Source organism: Paraburkholderia lebeckiae, from assembly GCF_014201005.1.
Taxonomy (GTDB): Bacteria; Pseudomonadota; Gammaproteobacteria; order Burkholderiales; family Burkholderiaceae; genus Paraburkholderia; species Paraburkholderia tuberum.
In genome coordinates, this window is sequence record NZ_JACHDK010000015.1 from 80,736 (window position 1) to 104,927 (window position 24,192).

Here is a 24,192-nt window from a genome sequence, read left to right on the forward strand (position 1 = left end):
GTTATTCAGCGATTGATATGAGCGCGGGGCAGGCCGGACAACTATGCAAGCCGCGCGAAGAACTTGGGGGAGATCTTACCGCAAAGCCTTGATGGACGGCACTCTCGCGCATTCGGACAAAGTTGCCGGTAATGCGAAGCCTGGCCATTCCGCGTTACCGAGTACGTTTCTTGCGCGGTTCAAAAATGTTTCAATTGTGAACTGCTTATCGCGCGATTATGTCGGGGCAATTCGGTAGTTTATTCGCAAAGCGTAAATTTATTGCCCGCGGCATTAGGCATTTCCGTGGCATTCGCTCCGGGCCACAAATTAATATCCAAATGCTGATTTATCGGCGGTTCTAAAAATGTTTCTATTTTGAAACATCGCTGGCCCCTTTCGTATGATTTAAACGCTCGCACGCGCCGCGTTGATCGAATCTCGGATGATTGATGCGGTGCAGCACGCGACGAGGCACCGGCCGTTGCAACCTGCGAAGTTGCAACGGCATACCTGATGCGCGCGCCTGGGAATGTGAGCAAACAGTCGGCTGGGGAACCGAATCGCGGCGCGCAACGGCCGCGCCACCGCTCGTCACCTTGCCTCAGCCATTCGTCCCTTCGCCGGCCAGCGTCGCCGCAGCGGCCGAGCGCGCGAGCACCGGCCGCAAGGCCGCGCCCGTGTGACTCGCGGCCACGCGCGACAGGCTATCCGGATCCGTTGCCGCAACGATCGTACCGCCGCCCACGCCGCCCTCCGGACCGAGGTCGATGATCCAGTCCGCCTCGGCGATCACGTCGAGATCGTGCTCGATGACGACGACGCTATGCCCGCCATCCACGAGCCGATGCAGCACGCGAATCAGCTTCGCGACGTCCGCCATGTGCAGGCCGACCGTTGGCTCGTCGAGCACGTACAGCGTGTGCGGCGGCTTCTGGCCACGCCGCGTGATGTCGTCGCGCACCTTGCTCAACTCGGTGACGAGCTTGATGCGCTGCGCCTCGCCTCCCGACAGCGTCGGCGATGGCTGACCGAGCGTCAGATAGCCGAGCCCTACGTCTTTCATCAGTTGCAGCGGATGTCCGATGTTCGTAATCGACGCGAAGAACTCGACCGCTTCGTCGATTTCCATGGTCAGCACGTCGCCGATGTTCTTGCCGCGCCACGTGACCGCGAGCGTCTCCGGATTGAAGCGCTGGCCGTGGCAGACGTCGCACGGCACCTTCACGTCGGGCAGGAAGCTCATGCCGATCGTGCGCACACCCTGGCCCTCGCATGCGGGGCAGCGGCCCTCGCCCGTGTTGAACGAGAAACGCGACGCGGTATAGCCGCGCGCGCGCGCCTCCAGCGTGCCCGCGAACAGCTTGCGGATCGCATCCCACACGCCGATGTAGGTGGCGGGACACGAACGCGGCGTCTTGCCGATCGGCGTCTGATCGACTTCCAGCACGCGGTCGATGCTCTCCCAGCCGGTGACCGAATCGCAGCCCTGCCACATGTGCGTGACGTTCAGCGGCGCGCGCGGCGCCGAGCGCGCGAGCACGCTCGAACGCCGGTTCGCGGCCGGCTTCTCCTCGGCGGCCGCGCGCGCGCGGCGCGTGGCCGGAGACGACAACACAGAGCGCCCGACCGCATCGAGCAGATTGGTCATCAGCACGTCGCGCGCGAGCGTCGATTTGCCGGAGCCGCTGACGCCCGTCACCGCGACGAGCCGCGCGAGCGGAATGCCGACCGTCACGTCGCGCAGGTTATGCAGCTTGCCGCCATGCACGGTCAGCCAGTTGTCCGGCACCGCGGCCGCACGCTTGTCCGGCGCGACGACCTCGCGACGCGGCTGCAGCGGATGTACGATCGGCTGCGCGAGGAAACGCCCGGTCAGCGAATCGGGCTGCGCGGACAGGTCCGCGACGCTGCCCTGCGCGATCAGCGTGCCGCCGCGCTTGCCCGCGCCCGGCCCGATATCGATGATGTGATCCGCGCGCCGGATCGTGTCTTCGTCATGCTCGACGACGACGAGCGTATTGCCCTTCTCGCCGAGCTTGCGCAGCGCGTTCAGCAGAATCTGGTTGTCGCGCGGATGCAGACCGATGGTCGGCTCGTCGAGCACGTAACACACCCCCTGCAGATTGCTGCCGAGCTGCGCGGCGAGCCGGATGCGCTGCGCTTCGCCGCCCGACAAACTCGGCGCCGCGCGATCGAGGCTCAGATAGCCGAGCCCGACTTCTTCGAGGAACTGCAGCCGGCTGCCGATTTCACTGACCACGTCGCGCGCGATTTCGGCGGCGCGGCCCGTCATCTGCAGCGTATCGATCCACGCGCGCGTGTCGGACACGGTCCATTGCGCGACATCGACGATCGCCTGCGAGTCGAACGTGACTGCGCGCGCGACCGGATTCAGACGCGTGCCCGCGCAATCCGGACACGGCTCGTCGATGAGTCCTTCCGGTTCCTGCTCCTCCGACGGCAGGCTCTGCTCGCGACCGCGATTGTCGTCGACGACGACCGTGTCGTCGTACGCGGCCCGCTGCTCGCGCGTCAGCGACAGCCCCGTGCCGACGCAGCTCGTGCACCAGCCATGCTTGCTGTTGTACGAGAACATGCGCGGATCGAGCTCGGGGTAGCTCGTGCCGCACACCGGACACGCGCGCTTCGTCGACAGCACCTTCACGTCGCCGAGCTTCGCGGTGGACTCGCCGCCGTTGAGCGCGTCGTGCAGACCGTCGAGCGGCGCGAGCAGATGCATGATGCCTTTACCGATGTCGAGCGTCTGATCGAGCGCTTCGCGCAGCTCCGCTTCGTGATCGGCCGAGATGACGAGGTCAGCGACCGGCAGCTCGATCGTGTGCTCGCGAAAGCGGTCGAGCTTCGGCCACGGATCGACCGGCACGAACTCGCCGTCCACACGCAGATGCGTATTGCCACGCGCCTTTGCCCATTTCGCGAGGTCGGTGTAGACGCCCTTGCGGTTCACGACGAGCGGCGCGAGGAAGCCGACGTGCTGGCCCTTGTGATCGCGCAGCAACTGCGCCGCGATCGATTCGGCGCTTTGCGACGTGACCGGCGTGCCGTCGTGGATGCAGTGCTGCAAGCCGAGCTTCACGTACAGCAGACGCAGGAAGTGCCACACCTCCGAGGTCGTCGCGACGGTACTCTTGCGACCGCCGCGCGAGAGCCGCTGCTCGATCGCGACGGTCGGCGGAATGCCGTACACGGCATCGACTTCGGGCCGGCCGGCCGGCTGCACGATCGAGCGCGCGTACGCGTTCAGTGATTCGAGGTAGCGCCGCTGACCTTCGTGGAACAGGATGTCGAACGCGAGCGTCGATTTGCCGGAGCCCGACACGCCGGTGATTACGTTGAACTTGCCATGCGGAATGTCGACGTCGAGCGCCTTCAGGTTGTGCTCGCGCGCGTTGACGATGCGCACGACGTCCTCGCCTTCGATCGCGCGACGTGCGCGGGCCGCGCTCAGGGCCTTCTGCAGCGGGATGCCCTGGGGCTCCGCCGCGGCTGCGGTGTCCATCGCGCGATCGTATTGCAGCAAGGCCTCGCCGGTATGCGATTCGACGCACGCTTTCACTTCGTCCGGCGTGCCCGCGCACAACACGCGGCCACCGCCGTCGCCGCCTTCGGGACCGAGGTCGATGATCCAGTCGGCCGCGCGGATCACGTCGAGATTGTGCTCGATCACGATCAGCGAATGACCGCTCGCGAGCAGCTTGCCGAACGCCTGCATCAGCTTCGCGATGTCGTCGAAATGCAGACCCGTGGTCGGTTCGTCGAACATGAACAGACGCTTCGCGATCACCTGCTTCGCGCCGCGTGCGCCGCGCGCCTGTGCCGATTCCGCGAGAAAGCCCGCGAGCTTGAGCCGCTGCGCCTCGCCGCCCGACAGCGTCGGCACGGGCTGGCCGAGCTTCACGTATTCGAGCCCGACGTCGACCATCGGCTGCAGCACGCGCAGTACTTCGGCGTCCTTCGCGAAGTACGCGGCAGCCTCGCTGACGGTCAGTTCGAGCACGTCGGCAATGCTCAACGCGCGCGCCGGCTGGCCGCGCTCGATCTTCACCTCCAGCATTTCCGCGCGATAACGACGCCCGTCGCAATCGGGGCAGCGCAGGTACACGTCGGAGAGGAACTGCATTTCGATGTGCTCGAAGCCCGAGCCGCCACAGGTCGGGCAGCGGCCGTCGCCCGAATTGAAGCTGAACATGCCGGGGCCGTAGCCGCGCTGTTGCGCGAGCGGTGCCTTCGCGAACAGCTTGCGGATTTCGTCGAACGCGCCGACGTAGCTGGCCGGATTCGAGCGTGCGGTCTTGCCGATCGGCGACTGGTCGACGAACACGACGTCGGTGACCTGGTCCGCGCCGTTCAGCGCCTTGAACGCGCCGGGCGCTTCGGTGGCGAGCCCGAAGTGGCGCGCCATCGCCGGATACAGCACGTCCTGCAGCAGCGTCGATTTGCCGGAACCCGACACGCCGGTCACGCACACGAGCCGCTGCAATGGAATTTCGACCGTGACGTCGCGCAGATTGTGCTCGCTCGCGCCTTCGAGCACGATGCGCGGCGTGCTCGCGTCGACCGCGCGACGCGACCAGTGCGCGGCATCCGCGACATGGCGCCGGCCGCCGAGGTACTCGCCGGTCAGCGTGCCGGTCGAGCGGATCGCCTCGGGCGCGCCGTCGAAAATGATCGAGCCGCCGCGCTCGCCCGGTCCCGGACCCATGTCGATGAGCCGGTCCGCCGCGAGCATCACCGACGGATCATGCTCGACCACGACCAGCGTATTGCCCGCGTCGCGCAGCCGGTGCATCGCCTCGACGATACGGTTCAGGTCGCGCGGGTGCAGGCCGATGCTCGGCTCGTCGAGCACGAACAGCGTCTTGGTCAGCGACGTGCCGAGCGCGGTGGTCAGGTTGATACGCTGCACCTCGCCGCCCGACAGCGTGCGGCTTTGCCTGTCGAGCGTCAGATAGCCGAGACCGACGTCGCATAGATACCTGAGGCGCGTGCGCACTTCGGCGAGCAGCAGCTTCAGCGCGTCGTCGAGCAACGCGCTCGGCAGCGTGATGTCGTCGAAGAAGCGGCGGATGCGCTCGATCGGCATCAGCATGAGATCGTGCACGGTCAGGCCCGGCAACGCTTCGAGCTGCGCGCGCGACCACTTCACGCCGCGCGGCATGAAGCGCTGCGCGGGCGCGAGCACCTGGTTCGCGTTGGCCTTGCTGCCGAGGCGCCACAGCAGCGATTCGGTTTTCAGACGCGCGCCGCCGCAGGTTTCGCACGGCGTGTAGCTGCGGTATTTCGACAGCAGCACGCGGATATGCATCTTGTACGCCTTCGATTCGAGATAGTCGAAGAAGCGTTTGACGCCGTACCAATGCGTCTGCCACTTGCCGTTCCAGTCCGGCGAGCCGTTGATGACCCAGTTGCGTTCGCGCTCGCTGAGCTCGCCCCACGGCGTGTCGCGGCGGATGTCGGCTTTCGCCGCGTAGCGCATCAGGTCGTCCTGGCACTCCTTCCACGCGGGCGTCTGCATCGGCTTGACCGCACCTTCGCGCAGCGTCTTGCGCGCATCGGGGATCACGAGACCGAGGTCGACGCCGATCACGCGGCCAAAACCGCGGCAGGCATCACAAGCGCCATAGGCCGAGTTGAACGAGAACAGCGCGGGCTGCGGATCGGCATAGCGCAGATCGCTTTCGGGGCTGTGCAAGCCGGTGGAGAAACGCCAGATGCGCGGCTCGGCGGCTTCGGCCCGCGGCTCGTCCGAGGTAGCCGGCAGCACGTAAATATTGACGCGCCCGCCGCCGCGCTTCAGCGATGCCTCGATCGCCTCGATCGCGCGTGCTTTATCCACCGAGCGCAGCCGGAAGCGGTCGGCGACGACGTCGAGCAACTTGCGCTTGCCGGTCGGCGAATCGACTTCGCGCTGCGCCTGCACGCGCGTATAGCCGCTCGCCGACAACCACTGCTCGACCTCCTGCGCGGATGCCGACTCCGGCAGCTCGACCGGGAACGTGACGACGAGCCGCAACTCCTCCTGCGCGGTGCGCTCGAGCAGTTCCGCGTAGATCGTCTCCGGCGTGTCGTGCCGCACCAGATACGCGCTCTGGCGGTCGAACAGCTCGGCCGCGCGCGCGTACAGCAGCTTCAGGTGATCGTTGAGCTCGGTCATCGTGCCGACCGTGGAGCGCGAACTGCGCACCGGGTTGGTCTGGTCGATCGCGATGGCGGGCGGCACGCCGTCGACGCGGTCGACCTGTGGCCGATCCATCCGGTCGAGGAACTGCCGCGCGTACGCACTGAAGGTTTCGACGTAGCGGCGCTGGCCTTCCGCATACAGCGTGTCGAACACGAGGCTCGACTTGCCCGAACCCGACGGCCCCGTGACGACCGTCATTTCGCCGGTGCGCACGTCGAGGTCGACGTTTTTCAGGTTGTGCTGGCGGGCGCCGCGAATGCGGATCGTGCCCTGGATCTTGTTGCCGCTCGGGTTGCCGCCTTGGGGAGTGTCAGCGAGGGTGTCAGGGGTTGCGTCGTTGGAGGACAATTTTTCCGACCGTCTGAAGGAGTGGGTCACTTCTCACGGCCGGCTCTCGCGACCGCGCAAGTTCGGTGCAGCCGGGTCGGCGCGAGGAGCGCCCGGAAGCCTGGCTGTAGGGGGATACTATACTGTATGTTTATACAGTTTTCCATGACAGGCGCAGGCGCGCCTTGACCTCTTGATCGGCGGCGATGCGCAAACGGCTGCGCCGCGGTCACACCGCCTGACTAGCCGAGCGCGCTTTCGACCCGCGAGCACCCGGCCGCATCCAGTGTCGCGCAACCCGCCGGGGTTCCGCGCGCGGCACCGTCGCCGAGCGCATAGGCGACGCAACGCCTCGCCAGCACCTCGGTCGGATCGACGAGCCGCACCACCCGCCCGCCCGGACACGCGAGCACCGGCTCACGCAACAATAACGGCAACTCGGTGCACGCGAGCACGATGACCTGCACGCCCCGCGCGAGCAGATCGTCGACAGCCGCCGCGAGGTCCTCGCAGCATTCGCCCGACGCGTGCCCCGCCTTCACGCCGCGCGGGCCGTAGATCGCGTTCATCAGACGCGCTTGCGCAGTGGCGGACGGCGCGATCTGCACCAGGCCGCGCGCGTCGAGCGCCTGTTCGTAGACGCGGCTCGCGAGCGTGCCCGAGGTGGCCAGCACGCCCACTTCGCGCAGACCCGGAAAGGTCTCGCGCAGATAATCGGCGGTACAGGTCAGCATATTGACGATCGGCACGCGCAGTGCCGGCTGGAGCCGCTCGACGAACGCATGCGCGGTATTGCACGGAATCGCGATCAGATCCGCGCCGCCGTCCTCGAGCGTCTTGCAGGCCGCGTACAGCGCGAGGGTGGGATCGTCGCCGCGCTCGAGCAGCGCCGCGGTGCGATCGGGGATCTGCGGATTCTGCTCGACCATGATCCGGATATGGTCCTGGTCGCGCGCGGCCGGCGTGTTGCGCACGACCTTGGCCATGAAATCGACGGTCGCGGCCGGCCCGATGCCGCCGACCACGCCGAGGCGGAACGTCCGCTCCGGCTGCGTGTACTGCGCCGCCGCGACATAGCGCGCATACACCTGGTTCGTATCGACGAGCGGCACCTCGATGCGCCCGAGCGCCCGCAGCACGAGGCCGATCTCCGCGAGCCCCGGCACGATCACGTCGACGCCCTGCGCGACCAGATCCGCGCACGCCGCGCGCAACAGCTCGACGGGCCGCCCGTGCAGGCGCCCATCACGGATGCCCCCGACACCAAAGACGGCGCTCGTCACGCCGTCGAAACCGGTGTCGTTGCGCGGATAGCACACGTCGAACTGCCCGGCTTCGAAGTAGCGCTCGAACAGGCCGTTCGCGCGAATCGCCGCCGACGTCAGCACGCCGATTCGGCGCGCCGACGGATAGGTGCGCCGCACGTGCGCGGACAGCGCGGTCATGATGTTGGCGACCGGCACGGTGACGTTGGCCGCGAGTTCGTCGATGAAGGTGTGGCTCAGAAAGCATGGCAGCACGATCGCGTCGACGCCGCGTTTTTCGAACGCGCGCATCGTGTCGAACACGTGGATCTTGAACTGCGGGTCCGTCGCCGCGGGCGCGGCGGGCCCCTGCCACGCGCGCGGTTCGAAGATCAGATCGAAGGGGCGCGCGGCGCCTGGCAGGCGCGACACCGTGCTCATCCGGCTGAGGATGTCGGCACTGGCGAACTGCGCCGCGCCCGTCGCCACACCTAGCGAACGAAAACGATTCATGATCAGATCCCCCGGTCGTTCTGTGCGTCCACCCTCGATCAGGGCGGCTTTCTGTGCGCTTGAGAATGACATTATGCGAGGCGCACATGTCCAGTGGTTAACCACGAAAAAGCATTACTTTGCGTTTTTCGCTCCCTCAGTTCACCGGCGCGAAAATCTCCCGCAGCCACTGCGCGAACACCCGCACGCGCGACGACAACTGCCGGTTCTGCGGATACAGCACCGACACCGGCATCGGCGGCGGCGGATAGTCCGCCAGAATGACCCGCAGCCGCCCCGCCGCCAGCTCGCCATCCACGCGGTAACGCGGCACCTGCACGATGCCGAGCCCGGCGAGAGCCGCGCCCGTGTACAGTTCGGCGCCGCTGACCGACACCGCCGACGGCAGCACGAGCGCGGTATCCCGCCCGTCGACGCGAAATTCGAGCGGCACCGGCTTGCCGGTCGCGCTCGACACGTAGTTGACCGCGCGATGCGTCGACAGCGCGTCAGGATCGGCCGGCTCGCCATACGCGGCCAGATACGCGGGACTCGCGACCGTCACCTGCTGCAGTTGCGCGACGCGCCGCCCGACCATCGACGAATCCTGCGGCACGCCCGCGCGCAGCACGCAATCGACGCCCTCACGCACGAGGTCGACGAGCCGGTCGTCCTCGCCGATCATCAGCTCGATGTCGGGAAAGCGCGCGAGAAACGCGGGCAGCGCCGGCACCACGAAGTGCCGCGCGAGCGTGCCCTGCACGTTCACGCGCAACAGCCCCTTCGGCGCGAGATTGGAAAACGCCCCCTCGGCCTCCTCCAGATCGGCGATCAGGCGCACGCAGCGCTGGTAGTGCGCTTCTCCGTCGGGCGTGAGCCGCACCGTGCGGGTCGTGCGTTCGAGCAACCGCGCGCCGAGCCGCTGCTCGAGGCGCTTCATCAGGTTGGTGACGGTCGCGCGCGGAATTTGCAGATCGTCGGCGGCGCGCGTGAAGCTCTGGCGCTCGGCGATCCGCACGAATACGCGCATTTCCTCGAAACGGTCCATACGACGGATTATTGAAGCAGATGGAATGATGATGGCGAGTCTAACCGGATTATCCCTGCGCGCAAAGCGTTCATGATTCACCTCACCGATTCACCACCTTCCATGAGGAAACCAATCATGAGCACGAACCCACAACCGAAAGTCGCCATCGTCACGGGCGCATCGCGCGGCATCGGCACGGCGATCGCACAGCGGCTCGCGAAGGACGGCTACGCGGTCGCCGTCAACTACGCATCGAGCGCGGGCGAAGCCGACGCGCTCGTCGGCGCGATCCGCGAAGCTGGCGGCAAGGCGGTCGCGGTGCAAGCCGACGTGTCGAAGCCCGACGACGTGCGTCGCATGTTCGAGATCACCGAACGCGAACTCGGCAAGGTGGATGTGCTCGTCAACAACGCGGGCGTGATGAAGCCCACGCCGCTCGCCGACACGCCCGACGCACTCTACGACCAAATCTTCGACATCAACGTGCGCGGCACCTTCAACACGCTGCGCGAAGCGGCCGCGCGCCTGAACGACGGCGGGCGCATCGTCAATTTCTCGACCAGCGTGCTCGCGCTGAACCTGCCCGGCTATGGCATCTACACGGCGACCAAGGCAGCCGTCGAAGCGTTCACGCGTGTCTTCGCGAAGGAACTGCGCGGGCGCAACATCACAGTGAATGCGGTCGCGCCGGGACCGATCGCGACCGCGCTGTTCCTCGAAGGCAAGACCGACGAGCAGATCGAGACGTTCGCGAAGATGCCGCCGCTGCAGCGCCTCGGCGAGCCGGAAGACGTGGCGGGCGTGGTCGCGTTTCTGGTCGGCCCGGATGCGGGTTGGGTCAATGGGCAGGTATTGCGGGCCAATGGCGGTTTGGCCTGATGGGATGCGCTGGTCCAGCGTGCGGCCGCGCTGGACCAGCGCATTGCGCCGGCTGCGGCGCCTGGAACGTGGTCGACCCGGCGCTCAAACCGCCTTTGGATTGCGTTCCGCGAAGCCTTCCTGATGCCAGTACGGATACGCGGGCCGCACCGTGCTGGCCGCATCGAGCTTCGCGACCTGGTCCGGCGTCAGATTCCAGCCGACCGCGCCGAGGTTCTGCCGCAGTTGCTCCTCGTTGCGCGCGCCGATCAGCAGCGTCGCGACGGTCGGCCGTTGCAGCAGCCAGTTCAGCGCGATCTGCGGCACGGTCTTGCCGGTTTCGGCGGCAATTTCGTCGAGCGCGTCGAGCACGCGGAACAGATAGTCTTCCGGCACCGGCGGCCCCATGTCGGCGGTCTTGTGCAGACGGCTCGTCTCCGGCAGCGGCTGGCCGCGCTTGAGCTTGCCGGTCAAGCGCCCCCAGCCGAGCGGACTCCACACCACCGCACCGACGCCCTGGTCGACGCCGAGCGGCATCAGCTCCCACTCGTAGTCGCGCCCGACCAGCGAGTAGTAGGTCTGATTCGCGACATAGCGCGGATAGCCGTAACGGTCGGCGATATCGAGCGACTTCATCAGATGCCAGCCGGAGAAATTCGACACGCCGATATAGCGGATCTTGCCCGCGCGCACGAGGTCGTCGAGCGTGGACAGCACTTCGGAGATCGGCGTTTTCGCGTCGAAGCCGTGCAGCTGGAACAGGTCGATGTAATCGGTTTGCAGACGCTTGAGCGCTGAATCGACCGCCTGGATCAGATGGAAGCGCGACGAGCCGACGCCGTTCGGATCGTCGTCGAAACGAAACGTCGCCTTGGTCGACAGGATCGCCTTGTCGCGCTTGCCCTTCAGCGCCTCGCCGAGCACCGACTCGGACGCGCCCTTCGAATAGATGTCGGCGGTGTCGAACAACGTGACGCCCGCGTCGAAACAGATGTCGATCAGACGCCGCGCTTCGGCGACGTCGGTCGCGCCCCACGCCTGGAAAAATTCACCCTTGCCGCCGAACGTACCGGTGCCGAGACTCAGCACCGGCACTTTGAAACCCGATGCACCCAGATGTCTGTATTCCATTGAAGAACTCTCCGTGGCATTTCCGTCGATGAACGGAGGTTCAGTCTACGCGTGTCCGCCAAACGGCGTCACGAAGGCGACGCGCTCAGATCCGTCAATGCATCGCGCACGGCATCGATCACGCTGCCCCAATCGCCGAGCGCCGGTTGACGGAACAGTCGTGCGGACGGATACCACGGCGTGTCGCTGCGTTCGAGCAACCAGCGCCAGCAGGTGTCGAAGCGGTTCAGAATCCAGACGGGTTTGTCGAGCGCGCCGGCCAGATGCGCAGTGGACGTGTCGACCGAAATCACCAGATCGAGACTGGCGACGAGCGCGGCGGTATCGGCGAAATCGTGCAGCAGCCCGGTGTAATCGGCGACGCGTTCAGCGTAGGCGCTTTCGGCTAATTGCGGTGCGGCCGCGCCCTTCTGCACGCTGAAGAAGCGAACGTTCGGCACCTCGAGGAGCGGCGCGAGTTGCTCGCACGTGAGCGACCGACGCGCGTCGATCTTGCGCAGCTCGGCGATATGCGCGCGGTTCTCGCCGGCCCAGACGAGGCCGACTTTCAGCGGCCTGATTGCGTTGGCATCCGCGTTGATGTTGCCGTCGTGTTCGATCCGCTCACGCCATTCGCTGACGGCCGCCGGCTGCGCAAAAAGATACGGCGTCGCCGCCGGAATGCTCGCTTCGTTCGTGCCGAACGCAAGCGGCAAGCTCAGCAGCGGGCAATGACAATCGAACGGCGGCAACGGCTGCCCCGCTTCGATCAACCGGTCGACACCGTCGAGCGTCGACAGCAATCGCAACAACGCGCCCGGCACTTCGAGCACGACCTTCGCGCCGAGCTTCGCAACGAGCGGCGCATAGCGGCAGAACTGCAACGTGTCGCCCAGGCCCTGCTCCGCATGCAGCAGGATCGTTTTGCCGTCGAGCGGAACATCGCCGAGCCACAGCGGCTGCGCGAACGCGCGCCTGCCGGCCTTGATGCGGCTGCGCTCCCAACGCCATTCGTATTCGCGCCAGCCGGTATCGAAGCGGCCCATTTGCAGCAGGCACAGCGCCTGGTTCCAGTGCGTTTCGACCGACGCCGGATTCAACGCAAGCGCGCGCTGATAGCTCGACAACGCCTGTTCGCGCTGATTCAGATCGATCTGCGCGAGACCGAGGTTGTTCCATGCATCGACGAAAGCAGGCGCAAGTTCCAGCGCGCGTTGGTAGCAGCGCTGCGCTTCGTGCGGCTGGTTCAGATCGCCGAGCACGTTGCCGCGATTGCTCCATGCATCCGGATAGTTCGGCTGCAACGCGAGCGCCTGGTCGCAGCTATCGAGCGCATCGGCATAGCGGCCGAGATCGCGCAGCACGCAGGCGCGATTGTTCCACGCCGGCGCAAACTCCGGCACGAGCGAAAGCGCGCGTTCGTAGCTCGCGAGCGCATCGAGCGGACGGTTCAGCGCCGCCAATGCGTTGCCGCGATTGTTCAACGCATCGGCGAATTTCGGCTGCATCGCGAGCGCCCGCTCGGCACACGCGAGCGCTTCGTCGTGGCGCTGCAACGCGTTCAGCGCATAGGCGAGATTCGAATGCACGGCCGGCTGTCTCGCGTCGAGCACGAGCGCCTTCTTCAGCAGATCGATGCCTTCCTGCAAGCGGCCGGTTTGCAGCGCGAGTTCGCCGAGCCAGCGCAACGCGTCGCCATGCTTCGGCTTCAGTTCGAGTATCTCGCGATACAACTCCTCGGCTTCGACGAGCGCGCCGTTCTGCTGGAGCGCGACGGCTTGTCGAAGCAGATGGTCCAACTGTTGCGGCAGACTGGCTGGCTTGCTCATGCGGTACCTGAAATCGAAGGCGCGAAGAATCGTCGGATGAAGCGCACGATTATCGCCGAAAAGCCCGGATTCCAAGTACCGCCGCTGCCGCGTAGCGACGTGACGCCGCCTATTGCGCGGCCACGGACAGATGCTTGCGCTTCGCGAGATCCTGCGCCATCGCATAGTGCTGCTGGATCGTCGGCAGCGCCTGTTTCGCGGCGGCCTTCAACTGCTCGTCGCGGCCCGCGGCGATTTCCGCCTGGAAAGCGGACAGTGCCTTCTGTTCACCCGCGAGCGCGACCTGCTCGATGTACACCTTGTCGAAGTCCGCGCCGCGCAGGTGGTTGATGCTTGCGAGCACGGCCGCATCGGGATCGTTCTTCGGCACGTCGACACCGCGCGGACTCGCCGCGCGCAACGCGTCGGTGATCTTCGCGTCGTCGCTCGACACGCGCTCGGCAAAGGCCTTCACGTCGCGGTCGGCCGAACGCGCGGTGGCGATACGCGCGGCATCGCGCTGCGTCGCGACGGCTTGCGTGCCGTCCGCGATGAAGGTCTGGTCGGCGGCATGCAGGCGGCCCGTGTCGGTGGACGCGGCGCTCTGCGCGCTGGCCACCGAGGTGGCCGTCAGAAGACCACCGAAGCAGGCCGCGGCGGCGATGCGGGCCAAAGCGACGGAAGGGACGGAAGGCAGGCGGATCATACGTTCTCCTTGAGGTGAAAGCATCTGAAAGCAAAACGACGGACACGTGTGCGCCGCGAACGAAGCGTGCGATGCAAAACGCTGCGGACTGCTTGCGAGCCCAGCGCGGCGCCACGCTTTTATCGCTGCCGATTCTAGAAGCCGCGCCGTCGGGCAGGTGAAACGCTGCTGTCGCTTCTGTAACCTTAGGTAACCCTCATATGAATGCGCACACGTTTGCCGTATTCGTGTGAATCGCGCGCGCCGCTCGACGCTGCCACGCAGTGCTGAATTTTTCGCCATCGGCGCCGATAACCAGGTACAGGCACCGCTCAGCACCGCTCAGCACAGCAATTCTGGAGAACGATTCCGATGGCAGACGACCACCGTGCCAATCACGAGCGCCACACCGAACGCAGCAACCTGACGAGCTCCAACAAGTTCGAGCTGCTGCTATACCGCCTCGGCCACGTGCCGGGCAGCGACGCGCACGAGTTGTATGGGATCAACGTGTTCAAGGTGCGCGAAATCTCGACGATGCCGACCGTCACGCCGATCGCCGGATCGTCGCCTTACGTGATGGGGGCGGTCGACATTCGCGGGCAGATCATCCCCGTGATCGATCTGCCGCGGTTGATGGGCTGCGAGCCGACGCGCGGCCTGAACATCCTGCTGGTCACCGAATTCGCGCGTTCGACGCAGGCCTTCGCGGTCGAGGAAGTCGACGACATCGTGCGACTCGAATGGAACCAGGTGCTGTCGGCCGATGGCTCGGCGGGCGGCAAGCTCGTCACGAGCATCGCGCGCATCGACGGCAATACCGGCGACTCGCGGCTCGCCCAGGTGATCGACGTCGAGCAGGTGTTACGCGACGTGTTCCCGTCGCAGCATCCGAGCGTCGATCCGGCCTCGGTCGGCCAGGCGCTCGGCATCCGCCACGGCGCGAAGATCCTCGCCGCCGACGACTCCGGCTTCGCGCGCAAGCTGATCGAACAGGCGCTCGCCGCGATCGGCGCTGACTACATCATGACGAAGACCGGCGAGGAAGCGTGGCAGACGCTGCAGCAGGTCGCGCGCGAAGCGCAGAAAAACGGCGCGCGCGCGAAAGACACCATCGCGCTGGTACTAACCGATCTCGAGATGCCGGAGATGGACGGCTTCATGCTGACGCGCCAGATCAAGGCCGATGAACGCACGCGCGATATTCCGGTGATCATTCACTCGTCGCTGACGGGCGCGGCCAATGAGGCGCATGTGAAGAACGCGGGCGCCAACGGCTATGTCGCGAAGTTCGCGGCGAGCGAGCTCGCCGACGCGATCCGTGGTGCGCTGGGTGCCGCGCCGGCGAAGACGGCGGCTTGAGGTCTGGGGTGTCGAGCAGTGAATCGGGTCGCCGCGCTCAACGATGCGCGGCAAGCTCGATCGAGAAGTCCATCCGGCCGATCTCGACGCCCATCGTGTTGAGCCGCTGCGGCGCATGAAAGCCGTCGAGCGCCGCGCGTTGTTCAGGCGTACCGATATCGAGCACGGCGAGCAACTCGGCGGTGACCGCGTAGAGCACGCCGGGATTGCCGTCCTCGATCTTCAGCGCGATGCCTAGCGCGCCCTTCGCGCCGAGCCGCGCGGTCTGCCGCGATGCGCGTACGCCGATCGCATAGCTGCCGTCCGCGCCGACCTTGCCGACCAGCGCGCCATCGAAAGCCTGCATCAGCAGCGTACAGAAGCGGCCCTCCCCGCCGACCAGTTCCGGGTACGACGTCATCGCGCGATAGATGCGCGCGAGCGCGGCCGCGCGCGGCGTCGTCGCGGCGGCTTCGGTTTCCTGTTGATCCTGCGCCGCCGCGAGTTTCGCGAACAGACGTGCGAGCCGGTCGAGCGCAAACGCCGGCGTCGGCAGATTGCAGCCGTCGATTGCCCATTGCACGCCCTCGTCGGGCAGATCGCAGACGCTCGCGACCGTCTGCTTCACACGCACCTGCAACGGATGCCCGGGCAGTTCATAGCCGGCGAGCGCCGCGCCGATCGAACGCGCGCCGGCCAGCATGCCCGCGTGCTTGCCCGAACAGTTGCTGCACACGCCGGTGGGCGTAAAGCCGCGCCGGATCCAGTCGACGTACACCGCATCCGATAACGGCGGATGGCCGCCGCAACGCAGATCGGCCTCGCTCGCCTGCGCTTTCGCGAGCATGCCGCGGGTGCGTTCGATATGACGCGGCTCGCTGCTGTGCGATGCGCACATCAGCGCGAGATCGGCTTCGTCGAAACCGCAACGCTCGAGCGCGCCGGTTTCGAGCACCGCGAGCGCCTGGGCCGGCTTCGCCGCGGAACGCGCGAGCGTCATGCGCGCGGCGTCGCCGAACGAATACAGCAGACGACCGTCCGCATCGACGACCGCGACGTGCGCGAGATGCGTGTTCTCGACGGATTCACCACGATAGATCGTCGCCGCGACCGGCGCGGCGGGGTGCAGTTCGGACTGGCTCATGCGGTTCGTCTCCTCGTCGTGTCATTGATCGTGCATTGGCGCACAGGCCCTGGCAATCAGGCGCTCGCCGCGAGCGCCTCTTCACGCTCGAGCGTGCGCGTGTGCCGCAGTTCGGGAAAGAACCGCATCCACAATAGCGCGATCGCGATCGTCGCGGCTCCGCCGACCAGCACCGCCGGCTGCGCGCCCCACCATCCCGCGGTCAGGCCCGATTCGAACTCGCCCAATTGATTCGACGTCCCGATGAACAACGAATTGACCGCGCTGACGCGGCCGAGCATTTCATCGGGCGTGCGCAATTGCACGAGCGACAGCCGCACCACCACGCTGATCGTGTCCGACGCGCCGAGCACCATCAGCGCGAACAACGACACGAGGAACTGATGCGACAGCCCGAACACGATCGTCGCGATGCCGAACGCGATCACGCCGCCGAACATCGCCGCGCCGGGCCGGTTGCGCAATGGATAATGCGCGAGCCAGATCGTGCCCGCGAGCGCGCCGATCGCCGTGCCCGAGCGCAACAGGCCGAGTCCGAGCGGGCCCGCGTGCAGCACGTCGCGCGCGAAGATCGGCAGCAACGCGGTCGCGCCGCCGAACAGTACCGCGAACAGATCGAGCGACAGCGCGCCGAGAATCACCGGCTCGCGACGAATGAACGCGATGCCCGAAAAGATCGATTCGAGCGTGACGGGCGCGCGGCTCGCCGGCTTCATCTGCAACGGAATGCTCCACACAGACGCGGCGGCCGCCGCGAACGTCAGCGTGCACGCGAGATACGCGGCACCGGGACCGATGCCGTACAGCAGACCACCGAGCGCGGGCCCGGCGATCTGCGCGGTCTGATTGGCGGACGTCGCCCACGCGGTCGCCTTCGGCAGATAGCCGCGCGGCACCACGGCCGGCAGCAGCGACGCCACGGCCGGCGATTCGAACGCGCGCGACGCGCCGACGCAGGCGGCGAGCACGTAGATGACCGGCGCGCTGATCCAGCCGCCGAAGGTGCCGATCGCGAACAGCAATGCAGCGACACTTTCGAGGCTCTGGCAGACGGCGGCGATGCGGCGGCGATCGTAACGATCGGCGACATGGCCGACGACGAGCGTCAGCAGGAACATCGGCAGAAACTGCGCGAGGCCGACGAGGCCAAGTGCGAACGCGCTATGCGTGAGCGCGTAGACATGCCAGCCCATCGCGACCGCGAGCATCTGGAACGACAGCGACGACAGGATGCGGGTGCACCAGAAACGCTGGAACGGCGGGTGTTTCGGCAGGCTGAAATGCGGGGAATCGGCGGGATCGATGGAGGCTGGGGGCATCGGGGTTGTTGCTCGTGACGGGGCGCATCGGGGCGAGGGTTGGGCGGGCGCCAGTTTAGAGCAAGACCGGAGGACATGCACAAAGGAGGCCGATCTCGAACCAGTGGAGACGCCCATCGTCGAAATGAGGCGCCATATCTAAACCGTAGCCCGGCACATCGGACACCCATGTGCCATCGAAAAGATTGAAAGCCAGATTGTGGCCTGGCTCTTCGGTTGCATACAGATCCAGTTCAGTTCCTTTCAATTTGGCGGCTCGATCGATCGTCAAGTTTGCCGATTACGGTGCATCAGCGCGCCGCATGTCACGCGACGGGCGTTAAATCGAACGCGCGTCCGCATCAATGGGCATGATTGGGCATCAGTCGGGCTCGCCGCGCGCTTCGCAGTGCGTATATTTATGCTTGATGTATCGATGTGAACTGCCGGCCTGTTTGCGGCTATGATTGTGCCCCGTGGGCAGCCGCCCGGCTGGCGGTACTCCGGCCCACTCGCCACCGGCCAGCCACACCGTCTAACACTCGAACTACCGGAGGGCATCGAATGGTACTGGGGTGGCTCGTCCTACTTCCGTTCATGGCCGCGGCGCTCATCGCGCTCACGAGGCCGCGCGCCGCCGCGCTCTGCACCTGGATCGCGTTCGCGACGGCGCTGTTCGGCTGCGGGCTGCTGCTGAGCGAGCGCATGGGCATGGGCGACCACGACGTGCTGCAATGGCGCCATGAGTGGATGCCCGACATCGGCCTCGCGCTGTCGCTGCGCCTCGATGGCCTCTCGTTCATGTTCGCGTTGCTCGTACTCGCGATCGGCCTGCTCGTCTTCATCTACGCACGCTACTATCTCGCCGGCAGCGATTCATTGCCGCGTCTGTACCTGCTGCTACTGCTCTTCATGGGCGCGATGCTCGGCATCGTGCTGTCGAACAACCTGCTGCTGCTCGTCATCTTCTGGGAACTGACGAGCCTCGTCTCGTTCCTGCTGATCGGCTTCTGGCCATCGCGCCCCGACGCAAGGCGCGGCGCACGCATGGCGCTCACCATCACCGGCGCGGGCGGTCTCGCGCTGCTTGCGGCCGTGCTGTTGCTCGGCCACGTCTGCGGCAGCTACGAGCTGAACGACGTGCTCGCCCAGCTTGACAAGGTGCAGCACGATCCTGTCTACCCGGCCATTCTGCTGCTCACGCTGTTCGCGGCGTTCACGAAGTCGGCGCAGTTTCCTTTTCACTTCTGGCTACCGCACGCGATGTCGGCGCCCACACCCGTGTCGGCCTATCTGCATTCGGCGACGATGGTGAAGGCCGGCGTGTTCCTGCTCGCGCGTCTCTATCCGGTCTTCGAAGGTACCCACCTATGGGCGTACACGGCGACCGTGGCCGGGCTCGTCACGCTGGTGGGCGGCGCGGGGATGGCGTTGTTGCAGCGCGATCTGAAGGGCCTGCTCGCCTATTCGACCATCAGCCATCTCGGCCTGATCGTGCTGCTGTTCGGCCTCGACACGCAGCTCTCGACTGTCGCCGCGCTCTTTCACACGGTCAACCACGCGGTGTTCAAGGCGTCGCTCTTCATGGCGGCGGGCATCGTCGATCACGAAACCGGCACGCGCGATCTGGGCCGTCTGCGCGGCCTGCGCAGGTACATGCCGCATACGGCCGTGCTCGCGAGCGTCGCGTCGCTGTCGATGGCCGGCGTGCCGCTGCTCAACGGCTTTCTCTCGAAGGAAATGTTCTTCGGCGAAACGCTTGCGCAAAGCATGTTCGGGCCGCTGAACCTTGCCGTGCCGGTCATCGCGATTGTGGCGGCGGCGCTCTCCGTGGCGTACTCGCTACGTTTCGTCTGGGGCGTGTTTTTCGACGGCGAGACGCCGCGCGATCTGCCGCACTATCCGCCTCACGAGGCGCCGCGCTTCATGAGGCTGCCGGTCGAGATTCTCGTGGCGCTGTGCCTGCTGATCGGCCTGTTCCCGCAGCAATGCATCGGCAGGCTGCTCGAGTCGGCCGCGTGGGTCACGCTCGGCGGCAAGCTGCCCGACTACAGCCTGAGCCTGTGGCACGGCGTCAATACGCCCCTCGTGATGAGCGCGGTGTCGTTCGCGGCGGGCGCGGCGCTCTTTTTCCTGCGCCGCAATGCGTTCCGCCACCGTCGCTCGGCGCTCACCGAGTTGAACGCGAGCGAAATCTTCGACCGCTTCGTGCAGCGTCTCGAACAGAGCGCCGGCGTGATCGTGCGCTTGTTCGAGACGCGCTCGCTGCCGGCCTACCTCGCATGGATGATCGCGGCGATGCTGATCGTGCCGGGCGTGCCGCTCGTCGCGCTCGACACCTGGAGCGGCAGCCACACCCGCCTGCCGCCCGATCCTTTCACGCTGGGCGGCCTCGTGCTGATGGCGTTGCTCGCCGTCGGCGTGGTGCTCGTGCGTGCGCGCACCCTTTACGCGCTCGTGATGCTGAGCACCTGCGGCCTGCTCGTGTCGCTCGCCTTCGTGCGCTTCTCCGCGCCCGATCTCGCGCTCACGCAGATCTCCGTCGAACTGGTCACGATCCTGCTGCTCGTGCTGGCCGTCTATTTCCTGCCCGCGCTGCAACGCGCCGTCGAGCCGCTCCCCGTCCGGCTGCGCAACGGCGTGCTCGCGCTCGCGGGCGGCGCGCTGCTCGGCGCCGTGTCATACAGGATCATGACGAGCGCGCCGCTGCCGGGCATCGCTCCGTACTTCCTCGCCAATGCGCTGCCCGGCAGCGGCGGCCATAACGTCGTCAACGTGATCCTCGTGGATTTCCGCGGCTTCGATACGATGGTCGAAATCAGCGTGCTCGTGGTCGCGGGGCTCGCCGTCAAGGCGCTGCTGCGCGGGCTGCGCCTGAAGTCGCCCGATGCGGGGCCGGATGGCCGGCCATGGTCGTCGCAATCGCATCCGCTGATGCTCGCGATCCTCGCGCGGCTGATGCTGCCGCTCACCGTGCTCGTCGCCGTGTTCGTGTTCCTGCGCGGCCACAACCTGCCCGGCGGCGGCTTCATCGCGTCGCTGATCCTCTCGATCGCGTTGTTGCTGCAGTACGTCGCGAGCGGGGTGCTGTGGACCGAGTCGCGCATCCACCTCAACTACCGCGCGCTCGCGGGCTTCGGCATTCTGATCGCCGCGGCCACGGGGCTCGGCAGTCTCGCGTTCGGCCAGCCGTTTTTGACCAGCGCGTTCGGGCACCTGCACGTGCCGCTGATCGGAGAGATCGAACTGTCCACGGCGATGCTGTTCGATCTCGGCGTAACGGGCGCGGTGGTCGGCACGACGCTCACGATCGTCTCGCACCTCGGCGTGCGCGACAAGGACATGCAGTCCGTGGAGAAAAGCTGATGGAAGCTGCCTTTGCCATCGCGATCGGCGTGCTTTGCGCGTGCGGCATCTACCTGCTGCTGTGCGCACGCGTGTTACCGGTGATTCTCGGCATCACGCTGTTCTCGTATGCGATCAACCTGTTCCTGCTCGGCATGGGCCGGCTTGCGATCGGCAAGCCAGCGGTCATCGCGGCGGGGGCGCAATACGCCGATCCGGTGCCGCAAGCGCTCGTGCTGACGGCCATCGTGATCGGCTTCGCAATGACGGCCTTCACCGTGGTGCTCGCGCTGCGCTCGTTTTCGATCACGGGCAACGATCACGTCAATGGCGAGGAGACGCCCGTCGAATGAACCACGTTCTCCTGCTCCCGATCCTGATTCCGCTCTTTTCCGCGGGCGTCATCGTCGCGCTGCCACTGCGCGCGAAACGCCTGCAACGCGCGCTGAACGCGCTCGCGATCATCGCGCTGCTGCCCGTCGCGTGCCTGCTGATGGCGCGCGCCGCGCAAGGCGAGATCGCCAGCTACGCGCTCGGCGCATGGCCCGCGCCGTTCGGCATCGTGCTGGAACTCGACCGGCTCGGCGCGCTGATGCTGGTGCTCACCGCCGTGCTGGCGGTCTGCTGCCTGCTCGGCACCTCGAGCGAGGACGCGAGGCGCGGCCGCTATTTCCGTGCGCTGTTCCAGTTCGAGCTGATGGGCCTGAACGGCGCCTTCCTCGCGGGCGATCTCTTCAACCTGTTCGTGTTCTTCGAGCTGCTGCTGATCGCGTCGTACGCGCTGCTGCTGCATGGTGGCGGCGCGCGACGGGTGCGCAACGGCTTGCACTATCTGTTGATGAACCTCGTCGGTTCGTCGTTCTTTCTGGTCGCGATCGGCGTGCTCTACGGCGTCACGGGCACGCTCAACATGGCCGACATGGGCGAACGTCTGGCGCGTCTCGGGCCGGAGTCGCTGCCCCTCGCGCAGTTCGCGGGCGCGACGCTGATGCTCGTGTTCGGCCTCAAGGCCGCCGTATTTCCGATGTCGTTCTGGTTGCCGCAGGCCTACCGCAGCGCCATCGGCCCGGTGGCCGCGCTGTTCGCGATCATGACCAAGGTCGGCATCTATGCGATGCTGCGCTGCGACGCGCTCGTGTTCGGCGCGGCGGGCGGCGTGCTCGATGCGTTCATGCATCAGTGGGCGTGGTGGCTCGCGATCGCGACGATCGTGTTCGGCGCGCTGGGCGCGTTGGCGGTGTCGAGTCTCAAGACCACGACGGGCTATCTCGTGCTGGTTTCGGTGGGTCTGCTGATCGCGGCGATCGCACTACAGACGCCGCTTGCATGGAGCGCGCTGCTCTACTACCTGATCAGCACGACGCTCTGCACAGGCGCGCTGTTCCTGCTCGCCGACACGCTCGAACCCGAGCAAGCCCCGACACCGCACGCCGCCCATGCCGCCCATGCCGCCGTTTCCGCCGATATCAATTCGATCGAGCCCGGCTCGCTCGAAGCGCTCGACGACGCGGCCGCGGCGGCCATCTCGCCCGACCCGGACCGCGAAGCGGTGGCGACGCTGGCGCGGGTGCAGCCGCTGCAGGTCGAGACGGCCGGCGCGCTCGCCGTGCCGGTCGGGGAACCGGCTCGTACCGAAGCCGAAGCTACGGTCGAAGCGGTCCCGCGCACGCATGCACCGTGGCCGTCGAACGTCGCCGCGCTGCTCTATCTGATCGCCGCGGTGGGCGCCGCGGGCCTGCCGCCGCTGTCCGGGTTCCTCGGCAAGGCGATGGTGCTGACCGCCACGCCGCTCGACGCGGCAGTCGTGCTGTGGCCGGCCGTACTGCTGTCGAGCCTGCTCTCGATCGTCGCGCTGAGCCGCACGGGCACGCGCCTGATGTGGGCCGCGCCGGCCGCGCGCGCCGCCGCCGGCAAAGAGGAGCGCGCACCGCGTGGCAGTAATGCGAAGCTCGCCGCCTGCGCGGTCCTGCTCGGCTGTGTCGTGGCCATCACGCTTGGCGCGGGCGCGGTGCGGCACTATCTCACCGATACGGCGACACAGCTATTCGATCGCGCCGCCTACGTGCACGCGATCCTGCCCGCGGCGCGCTCCTCGCCACCAGCGGCCGCCGCGACCACGGCCGACGCACAGGGGAACTGACGATGTTGAAAAGGCTCTTCCCCCACCCGTGGCTCGCGGTCTTGCTGATCGTCTGCTGGGTGCTGCTGATGAACGACGTCTCGCCGGGCAATCTGCTGCTCGGCGCCGTGCTCGGCTACGTGATCTCTTTTCGCGTCGCCAAAGGCTTGTGGCTGCGACCGGTGCGCTTCCGCCGACCGTGGCTGCTCGTGCAACTCGCCTGGCATGTGTTGGTCGACATCATCGTGGCCAACGTCGAGGTCGCGCTGCTCGTGCTCGGCCCGATGCAGCGGATGCGCCCGGCGTTCATCGAGGTGCCGCTCGACAGCACCCACGAGATCGCGCTCACGGTGCTCATCAGCGTGATCTCGCTGAGCCCTGGCACGCTGTGCGCCGAACTCAGCGACGACCGCACGCGCCTCTCCGTGCACGTGCTCGATCTCGGCGACGAAGCGGCACTCATCGCGCTCATCAAGTCCCGTTATGAAGCCCCTTTGATGGAGATCTTCGCATGCTAGCCATCGTAATTCCGATCTCGCTCGCGATCCTCGGCATCGCGTTCCTGCTCGCGCTGTGGCGCCTCGTGCGCGGGCCGTCGCTGCCCGATCGCATCGTCGCGCTCGACACGCTCAACATCAATGCGATCGCGTTGATCGTCGTGTACGGCATCAGCTTGCGCTCGACGGTGCTCTTCGAGGTTGCGCTTCTGATTGCCGTGATGGGTTTCGTGGGTACCGTCGCGCTCACCAAGTACCTGCAGCGCGGCGACATCATCGAACTCAACTAGCGTGGGGGATGCCGATGGAAACTTTTGCCGAAGCGATCGTTTGTTTGCTGCTGCTGGCCGGCAGTCTGTTCACGCTGGTCGGGGCGGTCGGGCTCGCTCGGCTGCCCGACTTCTTCATGCGGTTGCACGGTCCGACCAAGTCGACCACGCTCGGTGTGGGCGGCATCGTGCTCGCGTCGGTGGTGTATTTCAGCGCGCATAACAACTTCGCGAGCCTGCATGAGTTGCTGATTCCGGCGTTTCTGTTTCTCACCGCGCCGATCAGTGCACATATGCTGGCGAAGGCGGGGATTCAGCAGGGAGTGAAGCTGTCAGAGGCGACGCGGGGGCGGCCGCCTGTTACGGGCGCTTGCGCGGAACGGGGGAATACGGGGGAGTTGCGGGAGGGGGATGAGGGGTGATGTGGTAAACAGCACCGTT

At 66.4% G+C, this 24,192-nt stretch carries 16 protein-coding genes; 8 read left to right on the forward strand and 8 right to left on the reverse strand.

Annotated elements, in window-relative coordinates:
• Positions 1–583 precede the first annotated feature (583 nt).
• The 3 genes from uvrA to HDG39_RS24730 form a co-directional block, all read right to left on the reverse strand.
• Entirely contained in the window at positions 584–6,532 is a 5,949-nt protein-coding gene (gene uvrA / locus HDG39_RS24720; RefSeq protein WP_184009393.1) for an excinuclease ABC subunit UvrA, read from the reverse strand.
• A 221-nt stretch (positions 6,533–6,753) separates the two neighbouring features.
• Positions 6,754–8,268 (reverse strand): cysteate racemase, encoded by a 1,515-nt coding sequence (gene cuyB / locus HDG39_RS24725; RefSeq protein WP_184009395.1) that lies wholly within the window; start codon positions 8,266–8,268, stop codon positions 6,754–6,756.
• A gap of 136 nt (positions 8,269–8,404) precedes the next feature.
• Complete coding sequence (locus HDG39_RS24730) at positions 8,405–9,295, reverse strand: LysR family transcriptional regulator (protein WP_184009396.1); 891 nt, start codon at positions 9,293–9,295, stop codon at positions 8,405–8,407.
• Positions 9,296–9,412: 117 nt separating this feature from the next.
• Here HDG39_RS24730 and HDG39_RS24735 point away from each other — a divergent pair, with 117 nt between their 5' ends.
• Positions 9,413–10,156 carry an SDR family oxidoreductase gene (locus HDG39_RS24735; RefSeq protein WP_184009397.1) on the forward strand — a complete coding sequence of 248 codons (744 nt, stop codon included), beginning with the start codon at positions 9,413–9,415 and terminating at the stop codon, positions 10,154–10,156.
• A gap of 84 nt (positions 10,157–10,240) precedes the next feature.
• Here HDG39_RS24735 and HDG39_RS24740 read toward each other — a convergent pair whose 3' ends face one another.
• The 3 genes from HDG39_RS24740 to HDG39_RS24750 form a co-directional block, all read right to left on the reverse strand.
• The gene (locus HDG39_RS24740; RefSeq protein WP_184009398.1) at positions 10,241–11,266 is read right to left on the reverse strand and encodes an aldo/keto reductase; all 1,026 of its coding nucleotides are present in this window, start codon (positions 11,264–11,266) and stop codon (positions 10,241–10,243) included.
• 68 nt (positions 11,267–11,334) lie between these two features.
• Entirely contained in the window at positions 11,335–13,074 is a 1,740-nt protein-coding gene (locus HDG39_RS24745) for a tetratricopeptide repeat protein (protein WP_184009401.1), read from the reverse strand.
• 109 nt (positions 13,075–13,183) lie between these two features.
• Positions 13,184–13,759, reverse strand: a complete 576-nt coding sequence (locus HDG39_RS24750) for a DUF4142 domain-containing protein (protein ID WP_184009403.1) — start codon at positions 13,757–13,759, stop codon at positions 13,184–13,186.
• Between the two features lie 351 nt (positions 13,760–14,110).
• Between HDG39_RS24750 and HDG39_RS24755 the strand changes: the two genes are divergently transcribed.
• A complete protein-coding gene (locus HDG39_RS24755) occupies positions 14,111–15,100 on the forward strand; it encodes a chemotaxis protein (protein WP_184009405.1) in 990 nt (329 codons plus the stop codon).
• Positions 15,101–15,137: 37 nt separating this feature from the next.
• Here the strand turns inward: HDG39_RS24755 and HDG39_RS24760 are convergent, their stop codons facing one another.
• Positions 15,138–16,223, reverse strand: coding sequence for an asparaginase (locus tag HDG39_RS24760; protein ID WP_184009407.1), 1,086 nt, complete (start codon positions 16,221–16,223; stop codon positions 15,138–15,140).
• Positions 16,224–16,279: 56 nt separating this feature from the next.
• Positions 16,280–17,542: an MFS transporter gene (locus HDG39_RS24765; RefSeq protein WP_184009409.1), complete on the reverse strand. Its 1,263-nt coding sequence runs from the start codon at positions 17,540–17,542 to the stop codon at positions 16,280–16,282.
• A 543-nt stretch (positions 17,543–18,085) separates the two neighbouring features.
• On the opposite strand from HDG39_RS24765, the gene HDG39_RS24770 reads away from it, so the two are divergent.
• Genes HDG39_RS24770 through HDG39_RS24795 form a run of 6 tightly spaced genes read left to right on the forward strand, consistent with a single transcriptional unit; the run spans position 18,086 to position 24,173 of the window.
• Positions 18,086–20,887: a monovalent cation/H+ antiporter subunit A gene (locus HDG39_RS24770; protein WP_184009411.1), complete on the forward strand. Its 2,802-nt coding sequence runs from the start codon at positions 18,086–18,088 to the stop codon at positions 20,885–20,887.
• Positions 20,887–21,219, forward strand: a complete 333-nt coding sequence (locus HDG39_RS24775; protein WP_184009413.1) for a Na+/H+ antiporter subunit C — start codon at positions 20,887–20,889, stop codon at positions 21,217–21,219. Before HDG39_RS24770 ends, HDG39_RS24775 begins: the two co-directional genes overlap by 1 nt.
• The gene (locus HDG39_RS24780; protein ID WP_184009415.1) at positions 21,216–23,006 is read left to right on the forward strand and encodes a monovalent cation/H+ antiporter subunit D; all 1,791 of its coding nucleotides are present in this window, start codon (positions 21,216–21,218) and stop codon (positions 23,004–23,006) included. Before HDG39_RS24775 ends, HDG39_RS24780 begins: the two co-directional genes overlap by 4 nt.
• A 2-nt stretch (positions 23,007–23,008) precedes the next feature.
• Complete coding sequence (locus tag HDG39_RS24785; protein WP_184009417.1) at positions 23,009–23,503, forward strand: Na+/H+ antiporter subunit E; 495 nt, start codon at positions 23,009–23,011, stop codon at positions 23,501–23,503.
• Positions 23,497–23,772, forward strand: coding sequence for a K+/H+ antiporter subunit F (locus tag HDG39_RS24790; RefSeq protein ID WP_018418609.1), 276 nt, complete (start codon positions 23,497–23,499; stop codon positions 23,770–23,772). The genes HDG39_RS24785 and HDG39_RS24790 overlap by 7 nt, the downstream gene beginning before the upstream one ends.
• Positions 23,773–23,780: 8 nt before the next feature.
• Positions 23,781–24,173 (forward strand): Na+/H+ antiporter subunit G, encoded by a 393-nt coding sequence (locus HDG39_RS24795; RefSeq protein WP_184009419.1) that lies wholly within the window; start codon positions 23,781–23,783, stop codon positions 24,171–24,173.
• Positions 24,174–24,192: the final 19 nt, after the last annotated feature.